This window comes from Nonomuraea spiralis, assembly GCF_014648435.1.
GTDB lineage: Bacteria > Actinomycetota > Actinomycetes > Streptosporangiales > Streptosporangiaceae > Nonomuraea > Nonomuraea spiralis.
Genome location: NZ_BMRC01000002.1, coordinates 230268 through 244772 on the forward strand (window position 1 = coordinate 230268; position 14505 = coordinate 244772).

The 14505-nt window shown below is 73.2% G+C and carries 11 protein-coding genes; 7 read left to right on the plus strand and 4 right to left on the minus strand.

The genetic code is table 11. The annotated features are described in order from the left end of the window. Positions 1 to 78: 78 nt before the first annotated feature. From IEZ27_RS04960 to IEZ27_RS04970, 3 genes are read right to left on the minus strand one after another with little or no spacing between them, the layout of a single operon-like run. Positions 79 to 2166 carry a 3-hydroxyacyl-CoA dehydrogenase NAD-binding domain-containing protein gene (locus IEZ27_RS04960; protein WP_125646305.1) on the minus strand — a complete coding sequence of 696 codons (2088 nt, stop codon included), beginning with the start codon at positions 2164 to 2166 and terminating at the stop codon, positions 79 to 81. Further along, a complete protein-coding gene (locus tag IEZ27_RS04965; RefSeq protein ID WP_189646121.1) occupies positions 2163 to 3347 on the minus strand; it encodes a thiolase family protein in 1185 nt (394 codons plus the stop codon). The genes IEZ27_RS04960 and IEZ27_RS04965 overlap by 4 nt, the downstream gene beginning before the upstream one ends. Before the next feature lie 40 nt (positions 3348 to 3387). Further along, positions 3388 to 4116, minus strand: a complete 729-nt coding sequence (locus IEZ27_RS04970) for a hypothetical protein (protein ID WP_189646122.1) — start codon at positions 4114 to 4116, stop codon at positions 3388 to 3390. A gap of 314 nt (positions 4117 to 4430) precedes the next feature. Between IEZ27_RS04970 and IEZ27_RS04975 the strand changes: the two genes are divergently transcribed. Then, on the plus strand, positions 4431 to 5819 hold the full coding sequence (locus IEZ27_RS04975; protein ID WP_407672814.1) for an LCP family protein: 1389 nt from the start codon (positions 4431 to 4433) through the stop codon (positions 5817 to 5819). Between the two features lie 28 nt (positions 5820 to 5847). Here IEZ27_RS04975 and IEZ27_RS04980 read toward each other — a convergent pair whose 3' ends face one another. Next, positions 5848 to 6141, minus strand: coding sequence for an ArsR/SmtB family transcription factor (locus IEZ27_RS04980; protein ID WP_189646123.1), 294 nt, complete (start codon positions 6139 to 6141; stop codon positions 5848 to 5850). A gap of 94 nt (positions 6142 to 6235) precedes the next feature. On the opposite strand from IEZ27_RS04980, the gene IEZ27_RS04985 reads away from it, so the two are divergent. The 6 genes from IEZ27_RS04985 (at position 6236) to IEZ27_RS05010 (ending at position 14490) form a co-directional block, all read left to right on the plus strand. Further along, the gene (locus IEZ27_RS04985) at positions 6236 to 7663 is read left to right on the plus strand and encodes an FAD-dependent monooxygenase (RefSeq protein ID WP_229823294.1); all 1428 of its coding nucleotides are present in this window, start codon (positions 6236 to 6238) and stop codon (positions 7661 to 7663) included. Between the two features lie 156 nt (positions 7664 to 7819). Beyond that, the gene (locus tag IEZ27_RS04990) at positions 7820 to 8890 is read left to right on the plus strand and encodes a hypothetical protein (RefSeq protein WP_189646124.1); all 1071 of its coding nucleotides are present in this window, start codon (positions 7820 to 7822) and stop codon (positions 8888 to 8890) included. A 143-nt stretch (positions 8891 to 9033) separates the two neighbouring features. Further along, complete coding sequence (locus IEZ27_RS04995) at positions 9034 to 10035, plus strand: LacI family DNA-binding transcriptional regulator (RefSeq protein WP_189646125.1); 1002 nt, start codon at positions 9034 to 9036, stop codon at positions 10033 to 10035. A gap of 37 nt (positions 10036 to 10072) precedes the next feature. Continuing rightward, on the plus strand, positions 10073 to 10846 hold the full coding sequence (locus IEZ27_RS05000; protein WP_189646126.1) for a sugar phosphate isomerase/epimerase family protein: 774 nt from the start codon (positions 10073 to 10075) through the stop codon (positions 10844 to 10846). 44 nt (positions 10847 to 10890) lie between these two features. Further along, positions 10891 to 11769, plus strand: a complete 879-nt coding sequence (locus IEZ27_RS05005) for an alkaline phosphatase family protein (RefSeq protein WP_229823567.1) — start codon at positions 10891 to 10893, stop codon at positions 11767 to 11769. A gap of 36 nt (positions 11770 to 11805) precedes the next feature. After that, positions 11806 to 14490, plus strand: coding sequence for a PEP/pyruvate-binding domain-containing protein (locus IEZ27_RS05010; protein ID WP_189646128.1), 2685 nt, complete (start codon positions 11806 to 11808; stop codon positions 14488 to 14490). Positions 14491 to 14505: the final 15 nt, after the last annotated feature.

Here is a 14505-nt window from a genome sequence, read left to right on the forward strand (position 1 = left end):
CGTTCGTAGGACGGCACAGTACGCTACGGCGGAGAAGGCCCGGACGCGGGGAGGCCCGCCGGGCGGGCCTCCGTAAAATCACGCGGGCAGCGAGGCCACACCGGGCGGAAGGAACCGCGGCTGGGCGATGCCCGACCTGTCCAGATAAGGCGTGACGCCACCCAGATGGAACGGCCAGCCGGCGCCCAGGATCATGCACAGGTCGATGTCCTGCGGCGCGGCGACGACGTCCTCGTCCAGCATGATCCGGATCTCCCGGGCCAGCGCCCCGAGCACACGCTCGCGGACCTGCTCGGCCGTGGACGGCGAGGTGCCCCCGCCGAACAGGGCCACCGCCTCCGGGTCGAGCGAGAAGTCCGGACGGTAGACGCCGGGCTTGCCCGAGGCGACCAGCTTGGCCATGTTCTCCGAGACGCCGAACCGCTCGGGGAACGCCTCGTGCAGCGTCTCGGCCACGTGCAGGCCGACGGCGGGGCCGACGAGCTGCAACAACGCGAACGGCGTCATCGGCAGCCCGAGCCCGTCGAGCGCGTGCTCGGCGACCTCCAGCGGCGTGCCCTCGTCCACGGCGGCGACGACCTCGCCCATGAAGCAGGTCAGCAGCCGGTTGACCACGAACGCCGGAGCGTCCTTGACCAGCACGGACGACTTCCGCAGCGTCTTGCCGACCGCGAACGCCGTGGCCAGCGTGGCGTCGTCGGTCGCGGCGCCCCTGATGATCTCCAGCAGCGGCATCACCGCGACCGGGTTGAAGAAGTGGAACCCGACCAGCCGCTCGGGGTGCGCCAGCCCGGCGCCCATCTCGGTGAGCGAGAGCGAGGAGGTGTTGGTGGCGAGCACGCACTCGGCCGAGACGACGGCCTCGACCTCGGCGAACACCTGCTTCTTGACCGCCATGTCCTCGAAGACGGCCTCGATCACGAAGTCGGCGTCGGCGAAGGCGTCCTTGGTCAGCGAGCCGGTGACCAGGGACTTGAGCCGGTTGGCCTGGTCGGCCGAGACGCGGCCCTTGCCCAGCAGCTTGTCGACCTCGGCGTGCACGTACCCGACGCCCTTGTCCAGGCGGGCCCGGTCGAGGTCGGTCAGGACGACCGGCACCTCCAGGCGGCGGGCGAACAGCAGCGCCATCTGCGAGGCCATCAGCCCGGCGCCCACGACGCCGACCTTGGTGACCTTGCGGGCCAGCGCCTTGTCGGGCGCGCCCGCGGGGCGCTTGGCGCGCCGCTGGACCAGGTCGAAGGAGTAGAGCCCGGCCCGCAGCTCGTCGCTCATCAGCAGGTCGGCCAGGGCCTCGTCCTCGGCGGCGAAGCCCTCGTCGCGGGAGGCGGTCGCGGCCCGTTCGACGAGGTCGAGCGCCCGGTAGGGGGCGGGGGAGGCGCCGCGCAGCTTCATGTCCACCAGGAAGCGCGCGTCGGCGACGGCCTTCTCCCAGCCGTCGTGCTCCCGGCGCTCGACGGTGACCTCGCCCTTGAGCACGCGGGCCGCCCAGCGCAGCGACTCCTCCAGGAAGTCGGCCGGCTCGAACATCGCGTCAGCGACGCCCAGCTCGTACGCGTCCGCGCCCTTGATCATGCGGTTCTGGGACAGCGGGTTCTCGATGATCAGCTTGATCGCGGCCGCCGGGCCGATCAGGCGGGGGAGGAGCTGCGTGCCGCCCCAGCCGGGCACCAGGCCGAGGAAACACTCGGGCAGCGCCACCGCGGGCACGCCGGAGGAGATCGTCCGGTACGCGCAGTGCAGCGCGATCTCCAGGCCGCCGCCCATGGCCGCGCCGTTCACGAACGCGAACGACGGGATCGGCAGCTCGCCCAGCCTGCGGAAGACGTGGTGGCCCAGCGCGCCGATGGCCAGGGCCTCCTCGCGCGAGGCCACGGACGCCGCGCCCTTGAGGTCGGCGCCGACGGCGAAGATGAACGGCTTGCCCGTGACGCCCACGGCGGCCAGGTCGGTGCGCCCGGCGATCTCCGTCAGGGCTTCGTCCAGCGCGAACAGGCCGTTCGGGCCGAAGGTGTTGGGCTTGGTGTGGTCGAAGCCGTTGTCCAGCGTGATCAGGGCCATCGTGCCCGCGCCGCCGGGCAGCGGCACGTCGCGGACCAGCGCCTTGGTGACGACCTCGTCGGTGTTGCGTCCGCTCAGCAGCGCGCGCCAGGTCTCGATGTCGCTCATGCCAGGTTCTCCCAGATCACAGTGCCGCCCATGCCCATGCCCACGCACATGGTGGTGATGCCGTACCGCACGTCGGGCCGCTCGCCGAACTGGCGGGCGAGCTGCGTCATCAGCCGTACGCCGGAGGAGGCCAGCGGGTGGCCGAAGGCGATCGCGCCGCCGTACGGGTTGACGCGCTGGTCGTCGTCGGCGAGGCCGAAGTGCTCCAGGAACGCCAGCACCTGGACGGCGAACGCCTCGTTGATCTCGAACAGGCCGATGTCGCCGATGGACAGCCCGGCCAGGCGCAGCGCCCGCTCGGTGGACGGGATCGGGCCGACGCCCATCACCTCGGGGTCCACACCCGCGAACGCGTAGGAGACCAGGCGCATCTTCGGCGCCAGGCCCAGTTCGGCGGCGACGTCGCGGGCGGCCACGATGCAGCCGGTGGCGCCGTCGTTGATGCCGGAGGAGTTGCCCGCGGTGACGTTGCCGTGCGGGCGGAAGGGCGTCTTGAGCGCGCCCAGCGCCTCCATCGTGGTGCCGGGGCGCGGCGCCTCGTCCTCGGCGGCCAGGCCCCAGCCCTTCTCGGCCGTCCTGATGGCGGTGGGCACCAGGTCCGGCTGGATCTTGCCGTCGGCGTACGCCTTGGCCGCCTTCTCCTGCGAGAGCACCGCGTAGGCGTCGGCGCGCTCCTTGGAGATCGACGGGTAGCGGTCGTGCAGGTTCTCGGCGGTCATGCCCATGACCAGCGCGCTCGGGTCGACCAGCTTCTCCGACAGGAAGCGCGGATTGGGGTCCACGCCCTCGCCCATCGGGTGGCGGCCCATGTGCTCGACGCCGCCGGCGATGGCCACGTCGTACGCGCCGAAGGCGATGCCGCCCGCGACCGTGGTGACGGCGGTCATCGCGCCCGCGCACATGCGGTCGATCGCGTAGCCGGGCACGGTCTTGGGCAACCCGGCCAGCACCGCCGCCGAGCGGCCGATGGTCAGGCCCTGGTCGCCGATCTGCGTCGTCGCGGCGATGGCCACCTCGTCCACGCGCTCGGGAGGCAGGCCGGGGTTGCGCCGGATGAGCTCGCGGATGACGCGGACGACCATGTCGTCGGCGCGGGTCTCCGCGTACAGTCCCTTCGGTCCTGACCTGCCGAAAGGCGTGCGTACGCCGTCGACGAACACGACGTCACGAGAGGAAGGCACGGATTCGCTCCTCGTTCCTGGATGGGGTTCCGGGCCCATGCTACTCGTCGGTAACTACTCCGCAGACGAGGGCGGCGGTCAGCAGCGCGTAAACGATCGGCATGGGCGGCTCCCAGAGATGGGCGCGGGCTCCGAGCAGGGCGGCGACCGCCATGGCCGCGCCCGTCCAGAGCGCCGCGCCCCCTCGTGGGCGCGTGCCCCGGCCGGGATCCCACGGATCGCCAGGTGATCCACCCGGCCGACCGGCACGCGCCACTATCCCCAGCGTGTCCCGTGCCCACCAGAGCAGGAACGACACCCCGGCGGCCAGGCCGAGCAGCATGACGGCCTCGACGCCCCAGCTCAGGGCGTCGGCGACGGCGTACAGGGCGGCCGCCCGGAACTGGCCGGGAGCGGTGCAGCCGAGCAGCAGCAACACCGCCCAGCCGCACGCGAGGGCGAGCCGGCTCAGCGGGCGGCGGCGCGCGGAGGGCGGCACGGCGAACAGCTCGCGCTCGCGGCGGCGCACCGCGCGCGCCCGCGCGCCCCAGAGCAGCTGCGTGAGCGCCAGCGCGGGCAGCGCGCCCGCGAAGGCCGCCAGCGACAGTACGGCGAGTGGCGACGTCTGCTCCCTGGTCGGCGCCCGGTCGGCCAGGATCTGGGCCGTGGCCAGCAGGGCGATCGAGCTGGAGAGCGTGACGAAGACGGCCCGGCGGGCGGCTCGGGCCCGCGCCCGCAGTCCGGCCAGCGCCTCGGCGCCTGGAGGGGGCGCCATCTCGGTCAGAAGCATGAACGTCATGATGGCGTCACATACCGTAGCGACGCCCCGGATTCACGTGCTTTGGATGGAGCCCTTTCCGGCGGCTCGCGGCAGGTAACAGTGGCAGTCCGGCATCTTCCTGGCATCCCATGAAATGCGCGACATTCCGTGAAACGGCGGATTTTCAGTATGCTGCGCGTCACACCGGAGGGGGCCGCGTCACTGCTGGGCGCGCGGGTGGAGGGGGACCTGTGAGCAAGGGCTGGGACACGGCGGTAAGGCCGCAGCACGGCGCCCGTCGCCGCGACGACCAGCGTCCGGGGCGCGCTCGGCGTGTCTCCCCGATGGGCTGGGTGAGCATCGCCCTGACGTTCGTGCTGGTGGCGGTCACACTGGGCGGGTACGCGTACTGGCGCAGCCTCGACGGCGGCATCTCGCGCGTGCCCGTCGACCCCGGGCGTACGCGGCCGCCGGAGACCGGCGCGCTCAACGTGCTGCTCGTCGGCTCGGACTCGCGCGAGGGCGACAACAAGAAGTACGGCGCCAAGTCGCAGGGCCTCGGCGAGCGCACCGACACGATCATGATGCTGCACATCTCCCCCAACAGGGACAAGGCCACCATGATGAGCTTCCCCCGGGACACCATGGTCATGATCCCGCAGTGCCGCAGCCGCACCGGCGCGGTGCTGGCCGGGGGGCTGCGCCAGATCAACTCCGCCTTCAACGACGGCGGCATCAACTGCACGGTCGCGACGCTCGAATCGCTCACCAACATCAAGATCAACCACATCGTGAAGGTGGACTTCACCGGCTTCAAGGGCATCGTCGACGCCCTCGGCGGCATCGAGATCTGCCTGCCCAAGGCGGTCAACGACCCCAAGGCCAAGCTCCAGCTCAGCGCGGGCAAGCACGTGGTCTCCGGCGAGCAGGCCCTCGGCTACGTGCGCACCCGCTACGCCCTCGGCGACGGCAGCGACCTGGGCCGCATCCAGCGCCAGCAGGTCTTCCTCAACAAGGTGCTGGCCAAGGTCACCGACGGCGGGCTGCTGACCGACCCCATCAAGCTCAAGGGGTTCCTCGAGGCCGCGACCAAGGCCGTCACCCTGGACGACGACCTCACGCTGTCCCGGATGCTGGAGATCGGCGACAGCGTCAAGGGGCTGACCGCCAAGGAGCTCAAGGGCATCACCGTGCCGGTGGAGGCGTACCCGGCCGACAAGAACCGGGTGCAGCTCAAGCAGCCGGACGCCCGGAACTTCTTCGAGGCCGTGCGCGCCGACGTCGAGGTCACCCCGACCACGGCCGCCGTCAAGCCCAAGGTCGCCAACGACCAGGTACGCGTCCAGGTGCTCAACGGCACCGCCGAGGCGGGCAAGGCGGCCCTGGTGGCCGACGAGCTGGCCGATCAGGGGTTCGTCGTGGTCCAGGTCGGCAACGCGGCTTCGGCGGCCACCACGTCGATCAGGTACGCGAAGAAGGACGCCGACAACGGCATCGCCTACGGGGACGCGGTGGCCGCCCGGCTGTCGAAGGACAAGCGCACCCCGGAGGCGGGCAAGGTCGCCCCGGTCAACCCGAAGCCGTACGCGGGCAAGGCCGCCACGCGCACGCCCGGCGGGCCGATCATCCAGCTCGTCATCGGGGCCGACTGGCCGGGCGTGCGCGTGGTGTCGGCGATCCCGGACTCACTCAAGGACAAGGTGGTCGACTCCACCACGAACCCCTGCATGTGACCACTCGCCCGGACCTCCGGGCCGGGGGCTAGAAGTCTTCGGCCAGGAGCAGGGCGATCAGGCCGGGGAAGCGGGTGTCGAGGTCGTCGCGGCGCAGCCGGATGAACAGCTTGCGGCCCTCCGGGCGCTGGCAGATGACGCCCGCCTCGCGCAGCACCCGCCAATGGGCGGTCAGCGTGGACTTCGGCACGTCGGCCACGACCTCCCCGCAGAACAGCTCGTCCCCGGAGGCCAGGGCGCGCACGATCTGGGCGCGTACGGGATGGCCGAGCGCGGCGAGCACCTCCACCAACTGGATCTGGTCACGCGACGGGTGCAGCATGCGGCCATTGTACGGAAAACGCGAACGATGATTTGACGCCAATTGTTCGTTTGTACGAGAATTACGTACTCATCCGGGTCTGAGGAGGAGTGTCGTGTTCGATGTCGCCGTCGTGGGTGGCGGGCCCGTGGGCATGTTGCTGGCCGCCGAGCTGGGTCTACAGGGAGTACGGCCGCTGGTGCTCGAACGGCTGGCCGTCCCGACCGGCCAGTCCAAGGCCGGGACGCTGCACGCGGGCATCGCCCAGAGCCTGGACCGCCGCGGCCTGCTGGAGGCCGTGGGACGCTCGACGTACGGGAGCGTGAGCTTCCACTTCTCCGGCATGTTCGGGCTCGACCTGGGCGCGGTGTCGGACGGCGGCCCGAGCATCGTGGGCAGCCCGCAGGCGTGGGCCGAGCAGGTGTTCGCGCGCCGCGCGGCGGACCTGGGCGCGGAGATCAGGCGCGGCCAGGAGGTCACCGGCCTGGAGCAGCGGGACGACCACGTCGTCCTGACCGTCAACGGCCGCGAACTGCCCGCCCGCTACGTCGTCGGCGCCGACGGCGCGCGCAGCGTGGTGCGCAAGGCGGCCGGCATCCCGTTCAGCGGCGCGGGGGCGCGCGTCGCCGCGCTCATGGGCGACGTACGGCTGCTCAGCCCGTACACGGTGCCGCCGGGCTACACGCGCACCCCGCGCGGGTGGATCATCGTCTGGCTCGACCCCGCCGGGCACAGCCGCGTCACCACGTACGACTTCCGCGCCCCGCACACCGACCGGGAGGCCCCCGTCGAGCTGGAGGAGCTGCGGGAGGCGGCCGAGCACATCCTCGGCGTCCCGGTCCCCATGGCCGACCCGCGCAACCTGTCCCGGTACGGCGACGCCGCCCTCCAGGCCGAGACGTACCGCGCCGGTCGCGTGCTGCTGGCCGGGGACGCGGCGCACGTGCACTTCCCGTGGGGCGGCCAGGGGCTGAACACCGGGATGGGGGACGCGTTCAACCTGGGCTGGAAGCTGGCCGCCGAGGTGCGCGGCGATGCCCCCGCCGGGCTGCTGGACAGCTACCACGCCGAACGGCACCCGGTCGGCGCGCGGGTGTTGTGGAACGTACGGGCCCAGAGCGCGCTGGCCGACCCCGATCCGGCCGTCGACCCGCTGCGTGAACTGTTCGCCGAGCTGATGCGGTTCGACCAGGTCAACGAGTACCTGAGCGGGATGATCAGCGGGATGGACACGGCGTACGACGTGGGTGTGCCCGGGGCCGGGCGGATGGCGCCCGACCTGCCGGTCAAGACCGCCGACGGCGTGGTGCGCACGGTGGAGCTGCTGCGCGCCGGGCGGGCGCTGCTGCTGGACCTCGCCGGGCGGGACGACCTGGTGGCTGCGGCGGCTCCGTGGGCGGACCGGCTGGAGATCGTACGGGGGAGCGCGGACCACGACGCCGAGGCGCTGCTCGTGCGTCCCGACGGGTATACGGCCTGGACGTCGGGGGCGCGGGGGCACTCGCTGGAGGCGGCATTGGGCAGGTGGCTGGGACGAATGTGACAGAAAGTAACCTTAGGGAAACGTGTGAAATTTCCGGACAAGTCTGTTAAGAAAGGTCGCGGTCCGTATTCGAGCTAGAGGGGTTCCACCGTGGCGCGCGACGAGAACGACAGGCCGTACGAGGATGGGCAGGGTAAGAAGTCGTTAAATCCGGAGATGACCGGAGACGTGCTGTCCCCGCGGTGGAGCACCGAGGACACCGACGAGCAGCCCGCCATCCAGGTCTCCGGCAACGGGACCTACATCCTCCCGGCCGACAAGGGCGCGCAGCCGGCCGAACCGGCGCACGACGTGCTCGACGCCCCCAGCGGGTCGCACGACGTGCTCGACGGTGGCCTGAGCGGGCCGCATGACGTGCTCGGTGGCGTGAGCGGGGCGCATGACGTGCTGGACGGCGCGAGCGGGCCGCACGAGACGCTGAGCGGGTCCCACGAGGCTTTGAGCGGGCCGCACGAGACTCTGGGGAGCTTGAGCGGGCCGCACGCCGTCCTGGGCGCGGAGTCGTTCGACGCCACCGCCGGTGAGCGCGCGGCGGGCGACGACGACCTGCCGTACCTGCCGCTGGACCAGGGCTACGAGCCGGACCGCGACGACGACGCCGACCGTACGAGGCGCGGCTTCCTCGGTTCGGGCTGGACCGAGGACTCCGACGACCGGCGCGGCTCCGGGGGCGAGAGGCAGGTGCGCCGCCGTACCAGGGTGCTGGTGCTGGCGGCGGCCGCGGTGGTGCTGGTCGGGGTCGGGGCGGGATGGCTGCTCACCGGCACCTCCGCCGACGACCCGTGCGCGGCCGGCCGCTGCGCCGGCGCGAGCGAGGTGAGCGCGCCGGCGGAGACCGCGGCCCCGGAGGAGACCGAGGAGGTCGTGCCCGAGCCCACGGATACGGACACCGCCGAGCCGACCGTTTCCGAGACCGTAACCCCGACCCCCGTCGTCCACCGCGCCCGCCCCACCCGCGAGCCCTCGGTACGGCCCACCACCCCCGCCCGCGAGAGCCGTCCGACGGACACGCCCGAGGGCAAGACCACCCACGGGCCGCGCGGCGAGATGAACGACACCTCCGACGGCGCTCCGGAGGACGCCGGCCGCCCGGCCGCCACCAAGCAGCCGGAGCAGGAGGACTCGGCCCCCACGCAGGCGCCCCCGCCGAGCCAGCAGCCGCAGCAGCCCGACCCGGCGCCGAGCGAGAAGAAGGGCCTCTTCGACATCCTGTTCCCCTGGGCCTGACCCCCGTCTGACCCCCGTCTGAGCCCCGGCGGTTCCCTTGCGCGGCGCGCTTCCGGTTCTGTCGGGGTGGGGGGTGGGCGTGCGAGGATGCGGAGCCGGGTCGCCGTCTGGCAGACTTGGAAACCGCTTTCCGGGGAGGTCTCGTGGTCACGCTTGAGGACGTTGCCAAGCAGGCGGGCGTTTCCCTGGCAACCGCCTCGCGGGTGCTCAACGGCAGCACCCGCCAGGTGGGCGCGACCCTGCGGGCCCGTGTCGAACGGGCCGCCGACGAGCTCGGCTACCGCGCCAACATCGCCGCCCAGACGCTGGCCCGCGGGGCGAGCAACGTCATCGGCATCGTCGTCCACGACCTGACCGACCCCTACTTCGCGGCGCTGGCCGACGGCGCGATGCGGGCCGCCGCCACCGAGGGCCTGCTGGTCATGGTGGGCACCACCCACCGCGACCCCGAGCAGGAGATCGCCTACGTCGCCACCATGAACGCCCAGCGTGTCCGCGCCGTGCTGCTGGTCGGCTCGCGGGTCGCCGACCCCGTCGTGACCGGGCGGCTGCGCGACGAGCTGGCCCGCTACCGGGAGGGCGGCGGCCGGGCCGCGTGCGTGGGCCAGGACCTGCTCGGCGTCGACACGGTCGCGCCCGCCAACCGCGCCGGGGCCGCCGACCTGGCCCGCGCGCTGGCCGGGCTCGGCCACACCCGCTTCGCCGTACTGGCCGGGCCACCTCACCTGGTGACCGCAGCCGACCGGTGCGAGGGGTTCGCCGAGGCGCTGCGGGAGCTCGGGTTGCCCGAGCCCGTCGTGGTCCACGGCGCGTTCGACCGCGACGGCGGCCACCGGGCCGCGTCCGAGATCGGCGAGGCGACCTGCGTGTTCGCGGTCAACGACGTGATGGCCGTGGGGGCGCTAGCCGCCTACAGGGAACGCGGGATCCGGGTGCCCGAAGACGTCTCGGTGGCCGGTTTCGACGACATCGTCACGCTGCGTGACCACGTGCCCGCGCTGACCACCGTACGGCTGCCGTTGAAGGACATGGGGGCACGGGCGCTGGAGCTCGCGCTCGGCCGGGAGGACGGCGCGGCCGAGCCCGTGGTAGAGCAGGTCGCGGGCGAGGTCGTCCTGCGGGAGAGCGTCAGGAAGATGACATGAGCGGCCCCTGCGGGGCCGCCGGGGGCGGGAGAGCGGTGTGAAGCTGGCGGTCAGCACGTTGGGGATGCCCGGCGAGGGGCTGGAGCGGGCGGTCGCCGTCGCCGCCGCGTACGGCTGTCAGGGGCTTGAGCTGCGGCTGCATCCCGACACCGGCGTCCACGCGGGGCTGACGGCGCCGGAGAGGCGCGGCGTGCGGGAGCGGGTGGAGCGGGCGGGGCTGGAGATCGCCGCCCTGGCTGGATATGTCGGCATCTGCGAGCCGGGGCCGGACGAACCGGTCACCGAGGCGCTCCTCGCCGACCTGCGGCTCGCCGCCGATCTCGGCGCGCCCGGCGTGCGGGTGTTCCCGCGCGGCGACGATCCGGCGGTCGGCGCCCACAGGCTCAGGGCCGTCGCCGGTACGGCCGCCGCTCTGGGCGTACGCGTCCTGGTCGAGACGCACGACCGGATGGCGACCGGCGCGGCCGTGGCCGGGCTGCTGGCCGAGGCGGGACGCCCGGAGTCGACCGGCGCGCTGTGGGACCTGCTGCACCCGTGGCGGCACGGCGAGCCCCCGGCCGGCACGCTCGCCGCGCTCGGTCCCTCGCTGGCCTACGTCCAGGTCAAGGACGCCGTCTCGGCCGAGGACACCACTCCGGTCCCGATGGGGGCGGGCTCGGTCCCGCTGGAGGAGGCCGGCGAACTGCTGCGCGCGGCCGGGTACGCGGGATGGGTCTCGCTGGAGTGGGAGCGGACCTGGTATCCGCAGGTGGCGCCGGTCGAGGAGATCCTGCCGGGCGCGGTCGCCTGGGTACGACGGTTCACCGCTTAGATAGGGGAATGCCCCTTAACAAGAACAAAGTCCTCGTGGTCGGAATGGACGGCCTGCGCTTCGACCGGCTCGTCGCCCTGGCACCGCCGGTCCTGTCGTCGCTGATGGCCTCCGGCGCGTACGGCACCAGCAAACTCCCGTACGGCGAGGCGGCGGCCCCCAGGACCGAGGCGCCCGGCGAGGTCGTGCCCAAGGCGCCGGAGCCTGAGGCGGCGGGCCGCGTGATCAGCTCGCGTACGGACTCGGGCCCCGGATGGTCGTCGATCGCCACGGGAGCCTGGCCGGACAAGCACGGCGTTGTGGACAACAGCTTCACCAGCCCCCAGTTCACGAAATTTCCGGACTTCTTGAGTCGGGTGAAGGATGCCCGTCCTGATCTCACCACCGCCGCCTTCCTCTCCTGGGCCGCCCTCGGCGAGCACAACGCCTTCGGCCCCGCCATCGACCATCGCATGGTCCTGGACGGCTACGCCCTCACCTGGACCGTCGCCGACGAGCGGATCGCCGACGCCGCCGAGCGCCACCTCGCCGGCACCGGCCCCGACCTCGCCTTCGTCTACCTGGGTGACACCGACGAGGTGGCCCACGCCCTCGGCCCCCACTGCCCCGAGTACGCCGCCGCCCTGCACGCCCAGGACGCCTACCTCGGCCGACTCCTCGACGCCGTCCGCGCCCGTCCCGGTGAGAGCTGGACGGTGCTGGTCACCACCGACCACGGCCACGTGGACGAGGGCGGCCACGGCGGCACCTCCGACGAGGAGCGCACGGTGTTCGTGATCGCGAACCGCCTGGGCGAGGACCTGGGCGGCCGCCCGCTCGGCGAGCCCCGCCTGGTGGACGTCGGCCCGACGGCCCTCGCCCTGCTCGGCGTGCCGCTCGACCCCGCCTGGGAACTGGACGGGACACCGCTGTTCAACAGTTGATGAATTTATGGCAGACTTCGGAGAAGGGGTGCCTCCATGAGCCTCACACGTGACTTCTCCGAAATCTCCGCGATCACCGGCGTCTCCGGGGTCTCGGGCGTCTCCCGGGGTTCCGGGTTCGATGCCGCGACGCTCGCCGACGTGGGCGGCAAGGCCGCCAACCTCGGCGAGCTGACCAGGGCCGGCCTGCCCGTCCCGCCCGGCTGGGTCCTGACCACCGACGCCTACCGCCAGGCCGCCGACGGGCTCGACCTCACCCCGGGCGACGGGCTCGCCGAGCGCGCCAGGCGGCACCTGCTCCAGGTCGCCGTGCCCGGCCCGGTGCGCGAGGCGATCGTGAAGGCCTACGCCGGGCTCGGCGCGGACGTACCGGTGGCCGTGCGCTCCTCGGCCACCGCCGAGGACCTGCCGTTCGCCAGCTTCGCCGGTCAGCAGGACACCTTCCTCAACGTGGTGGGCGCCGAGGCGGTGCTCGACGCCGTACGCCGCTGCTGGGCCTCGTTGTGGACCGACCGCGCGGTGGCCTACCGGGAGGCCGAGGGCATCGGCCACGCAGGCGTCCGGCTGGCGGTGGTCGTGCAGGTGATGGTGGACGCGCGGGTGGCCGGGGTGTTGTTCACGGCCGACCCGGTGACCGGCCGGCGACACCAGGCCGTCGTGGACGCCGCCCCCGGCCTGGGCGAGGCGGTCGTCTCGGGCGCGGTCAACCCCGACCGGTTCGTCGTCCTCGGCGGCGAGGTGCGGGAACGGCACGCGGGCGACAAACGCCTGTCCGTCCGCCCCTTGCCCGGCGGCGGCGTCGAACACGTCGAACACGTCGAACGCGTGGAATCCGTGGGTGACGCCGAACGTGGCGAGACAGGCGGTCTCTGCCTGACCGACGCGCAGGTGCTCGACCTGGCCGCGCTCGGCGCCCGCGTCGAGGACCACTACGGCGCGCCCCAGGACATCGAGTGGGCGATCGACCCGGACGGCACGCTCTGGCTCACCCAGGCCAGGCCGATCACCACGCTCTACCCGCTGCCCGAGCCCGCCCGGCCCGGCCTTCGCGTGCACCTGTCGCTCAACGTCGCCCAGGGCGTGATGGGGCCGTTCACGCCGATGGGGGTGTCGGCGTTCAACCTGGTCAGCTCGGGGGCGGCGAGCCTGTTCGGGCACGGGCCCGCCGACCCGCTGGACGGCCCGGCGTTCCTGGCCGAGGCGGGGCAGCGGTTGTGGATCGACCTGACCACGCCGGTGCGCAGCCGTATGGGCCGGGCGGTGCTGACGCGGCTGATGCCCCTGGGGGAGGCGCGGGCCGCGGCCGTCGTCCGGGAGCTGGTCCACGACCCGCGGTTGTCGGTGGTCCAGACCTCGCGCCGGCCGTTCCTGCGCGGGCTGCGCCGCTTCGCCCGCCGCGTCCACGCGCCGGCGCGCGTCCGCGACGCGCTGCTGAGCCCGGCCAGGGCGCTCGCCCACGCCGCCCGGGTCGGCGAGGCGCTGGACAGACGGCTCGACCTGCCTGCCGATGCGACTCCGGCCCAGCGGCTCGACCACGCCGAACGCGTGCTCGGCGGCCTGTTCCCGGCCATCGTCTCGGTCATGCCCATCGTGATCACCGGCTACGCCCTGCTCGGCCTGGCCGCCCGGCTCGCCGGCCTGCGGGTGGGCGACCTTCAGGACGTCCTGCGCGCCGTGCCGAACAACCCGACCACCGAGATGGACCTCGAACTGTGGGACCTGGCCACCCGGATCGAGCCCGAGCCGTTCCGGGAGGCGTCCGCGGCCGAGCTGGCCCGCCGCTACCTGGCGGGGGAGCTGCCGCCGCGGGCCCAGCGGGGGATCGCCGCGTTCCTGGACAAGTACGGACACCGCGGCGTGGCCGAGATCGACCTCGGCGTGCCCCGCTGGTCCGACGACCCCACGCACATCCTCGGCGTACTGGCCAACTACCTGCGCATCGACGCCGGCTCCGGCCTCGCCCCCGCCGCGCTGTTCGCCAAGGGCGCGCGGGCCGCGCGGGCGGAGACCGACCGGGCCGCGGCACTGGCGGCGGGCAAGGGCCGGTGGCGGGCGCCCGTGGTGCGCTTCGCGCTCGGCCGCACCCGTGCGTACGCCGGGCTGCGCGAGCTGCCCAAGTTCTACGCGGTCAGGACCATCGCCGCCGTCCGGCACAGCCTGCGCGCGGTCGGCGACCACCTGGTCCGTACGGGCGTCCTGGACACCGCCGACGACGTGTACTTCCTGCGCCTGGAGGAGGCCAGGTCCGCCCTGGCCGGCGGCGACCTCCGCGACCTGGTACGCGAGCGGCGGGCCGCGTACGAACGCGAGTCGCGCCGCAGGCACGTGCCCCGGATCATGCTCTCCGACGGCACCGAGCCCGAGGCCCTGGCCGGTCCCGCCCCCGAGGGCGCGCTGACCGGCACGCCCGCCTCGGCCGGCACGGTCACCGGCGTGGCCAGGGTGGTGCTCGACCCGACCGGCGCCCACCTGGAGCCCGGCGAGATCCTCGTCTGCCCCTCGACCGACCCGGGCTGGACCCCGCTGTTCCTCACGGCCGGCGGCCTGGTGATGGAGATGGGCGGCGCCATGTCGCACGGCGCCGTGGTGGCCCGCGAGTACGGCATCCCCGCCGTCGTGGGCATCCCCGACGCCACCGGCCGGATCACCACGGGCCAGGAGATCACCGTCGACGGCGCGGCGGGCACCGTGACCGCACGTTCCGGGGACGAGCCCCGTTAAGCACGTGCCGCCAGG

Coding starts and splice junctions, on each gene's coding strand:
- IEZ27_RS04960 (WP_125646305.1), bottom strand. CDS start 2,166: ATGAGCGACATCGAGACCTGGCGCGCGCTGCTGAGCGGACGCAACACC.
- IEZ27_RS04970 (WP_189646122.1), bottom strand. CDS start 4,116: ATGCTTCTGACCGAGATGGCGCCCCCTCCAGGCGCCGAGGCGCTGGCC.
- IEZ27_RS04975 (WP_407672814.1), top strand. CDS start 4,431: ATGGGCTGGGTGAGCATCGCCCTGACGTTCGTGCTGGTGGCGGTCACA.
- IEZ27_RS04980 (WP_189646123.1), bottom strand. CDS start 6,141: ATGCTGCACCCGTCGCGTGACCAGATCCAGTTGGTGGAGGTGCTCGCC.
- IEZ27_RS04990 (WP_189646124.1), top strand. CDS start 7,820: ATGACCGGAGACGTGCTGTCCCCGCGGTGGAGCACCGAGGACACCGAC.
- IEZ27_RS05005 (WP_229823567.1), top strand. CDS start 10,891: ATGGACGGCCTGCGCTTCGACCGGCTCGTCGCCCTGGCACCGCCGGTC.
- IEZ27_RS05010 (WP_189646128.1), top strand. CDS start 11,806: ATGAGCCTCACACGTGACTTCTCCGAAATCTCCGCGATCACCGGCGTC.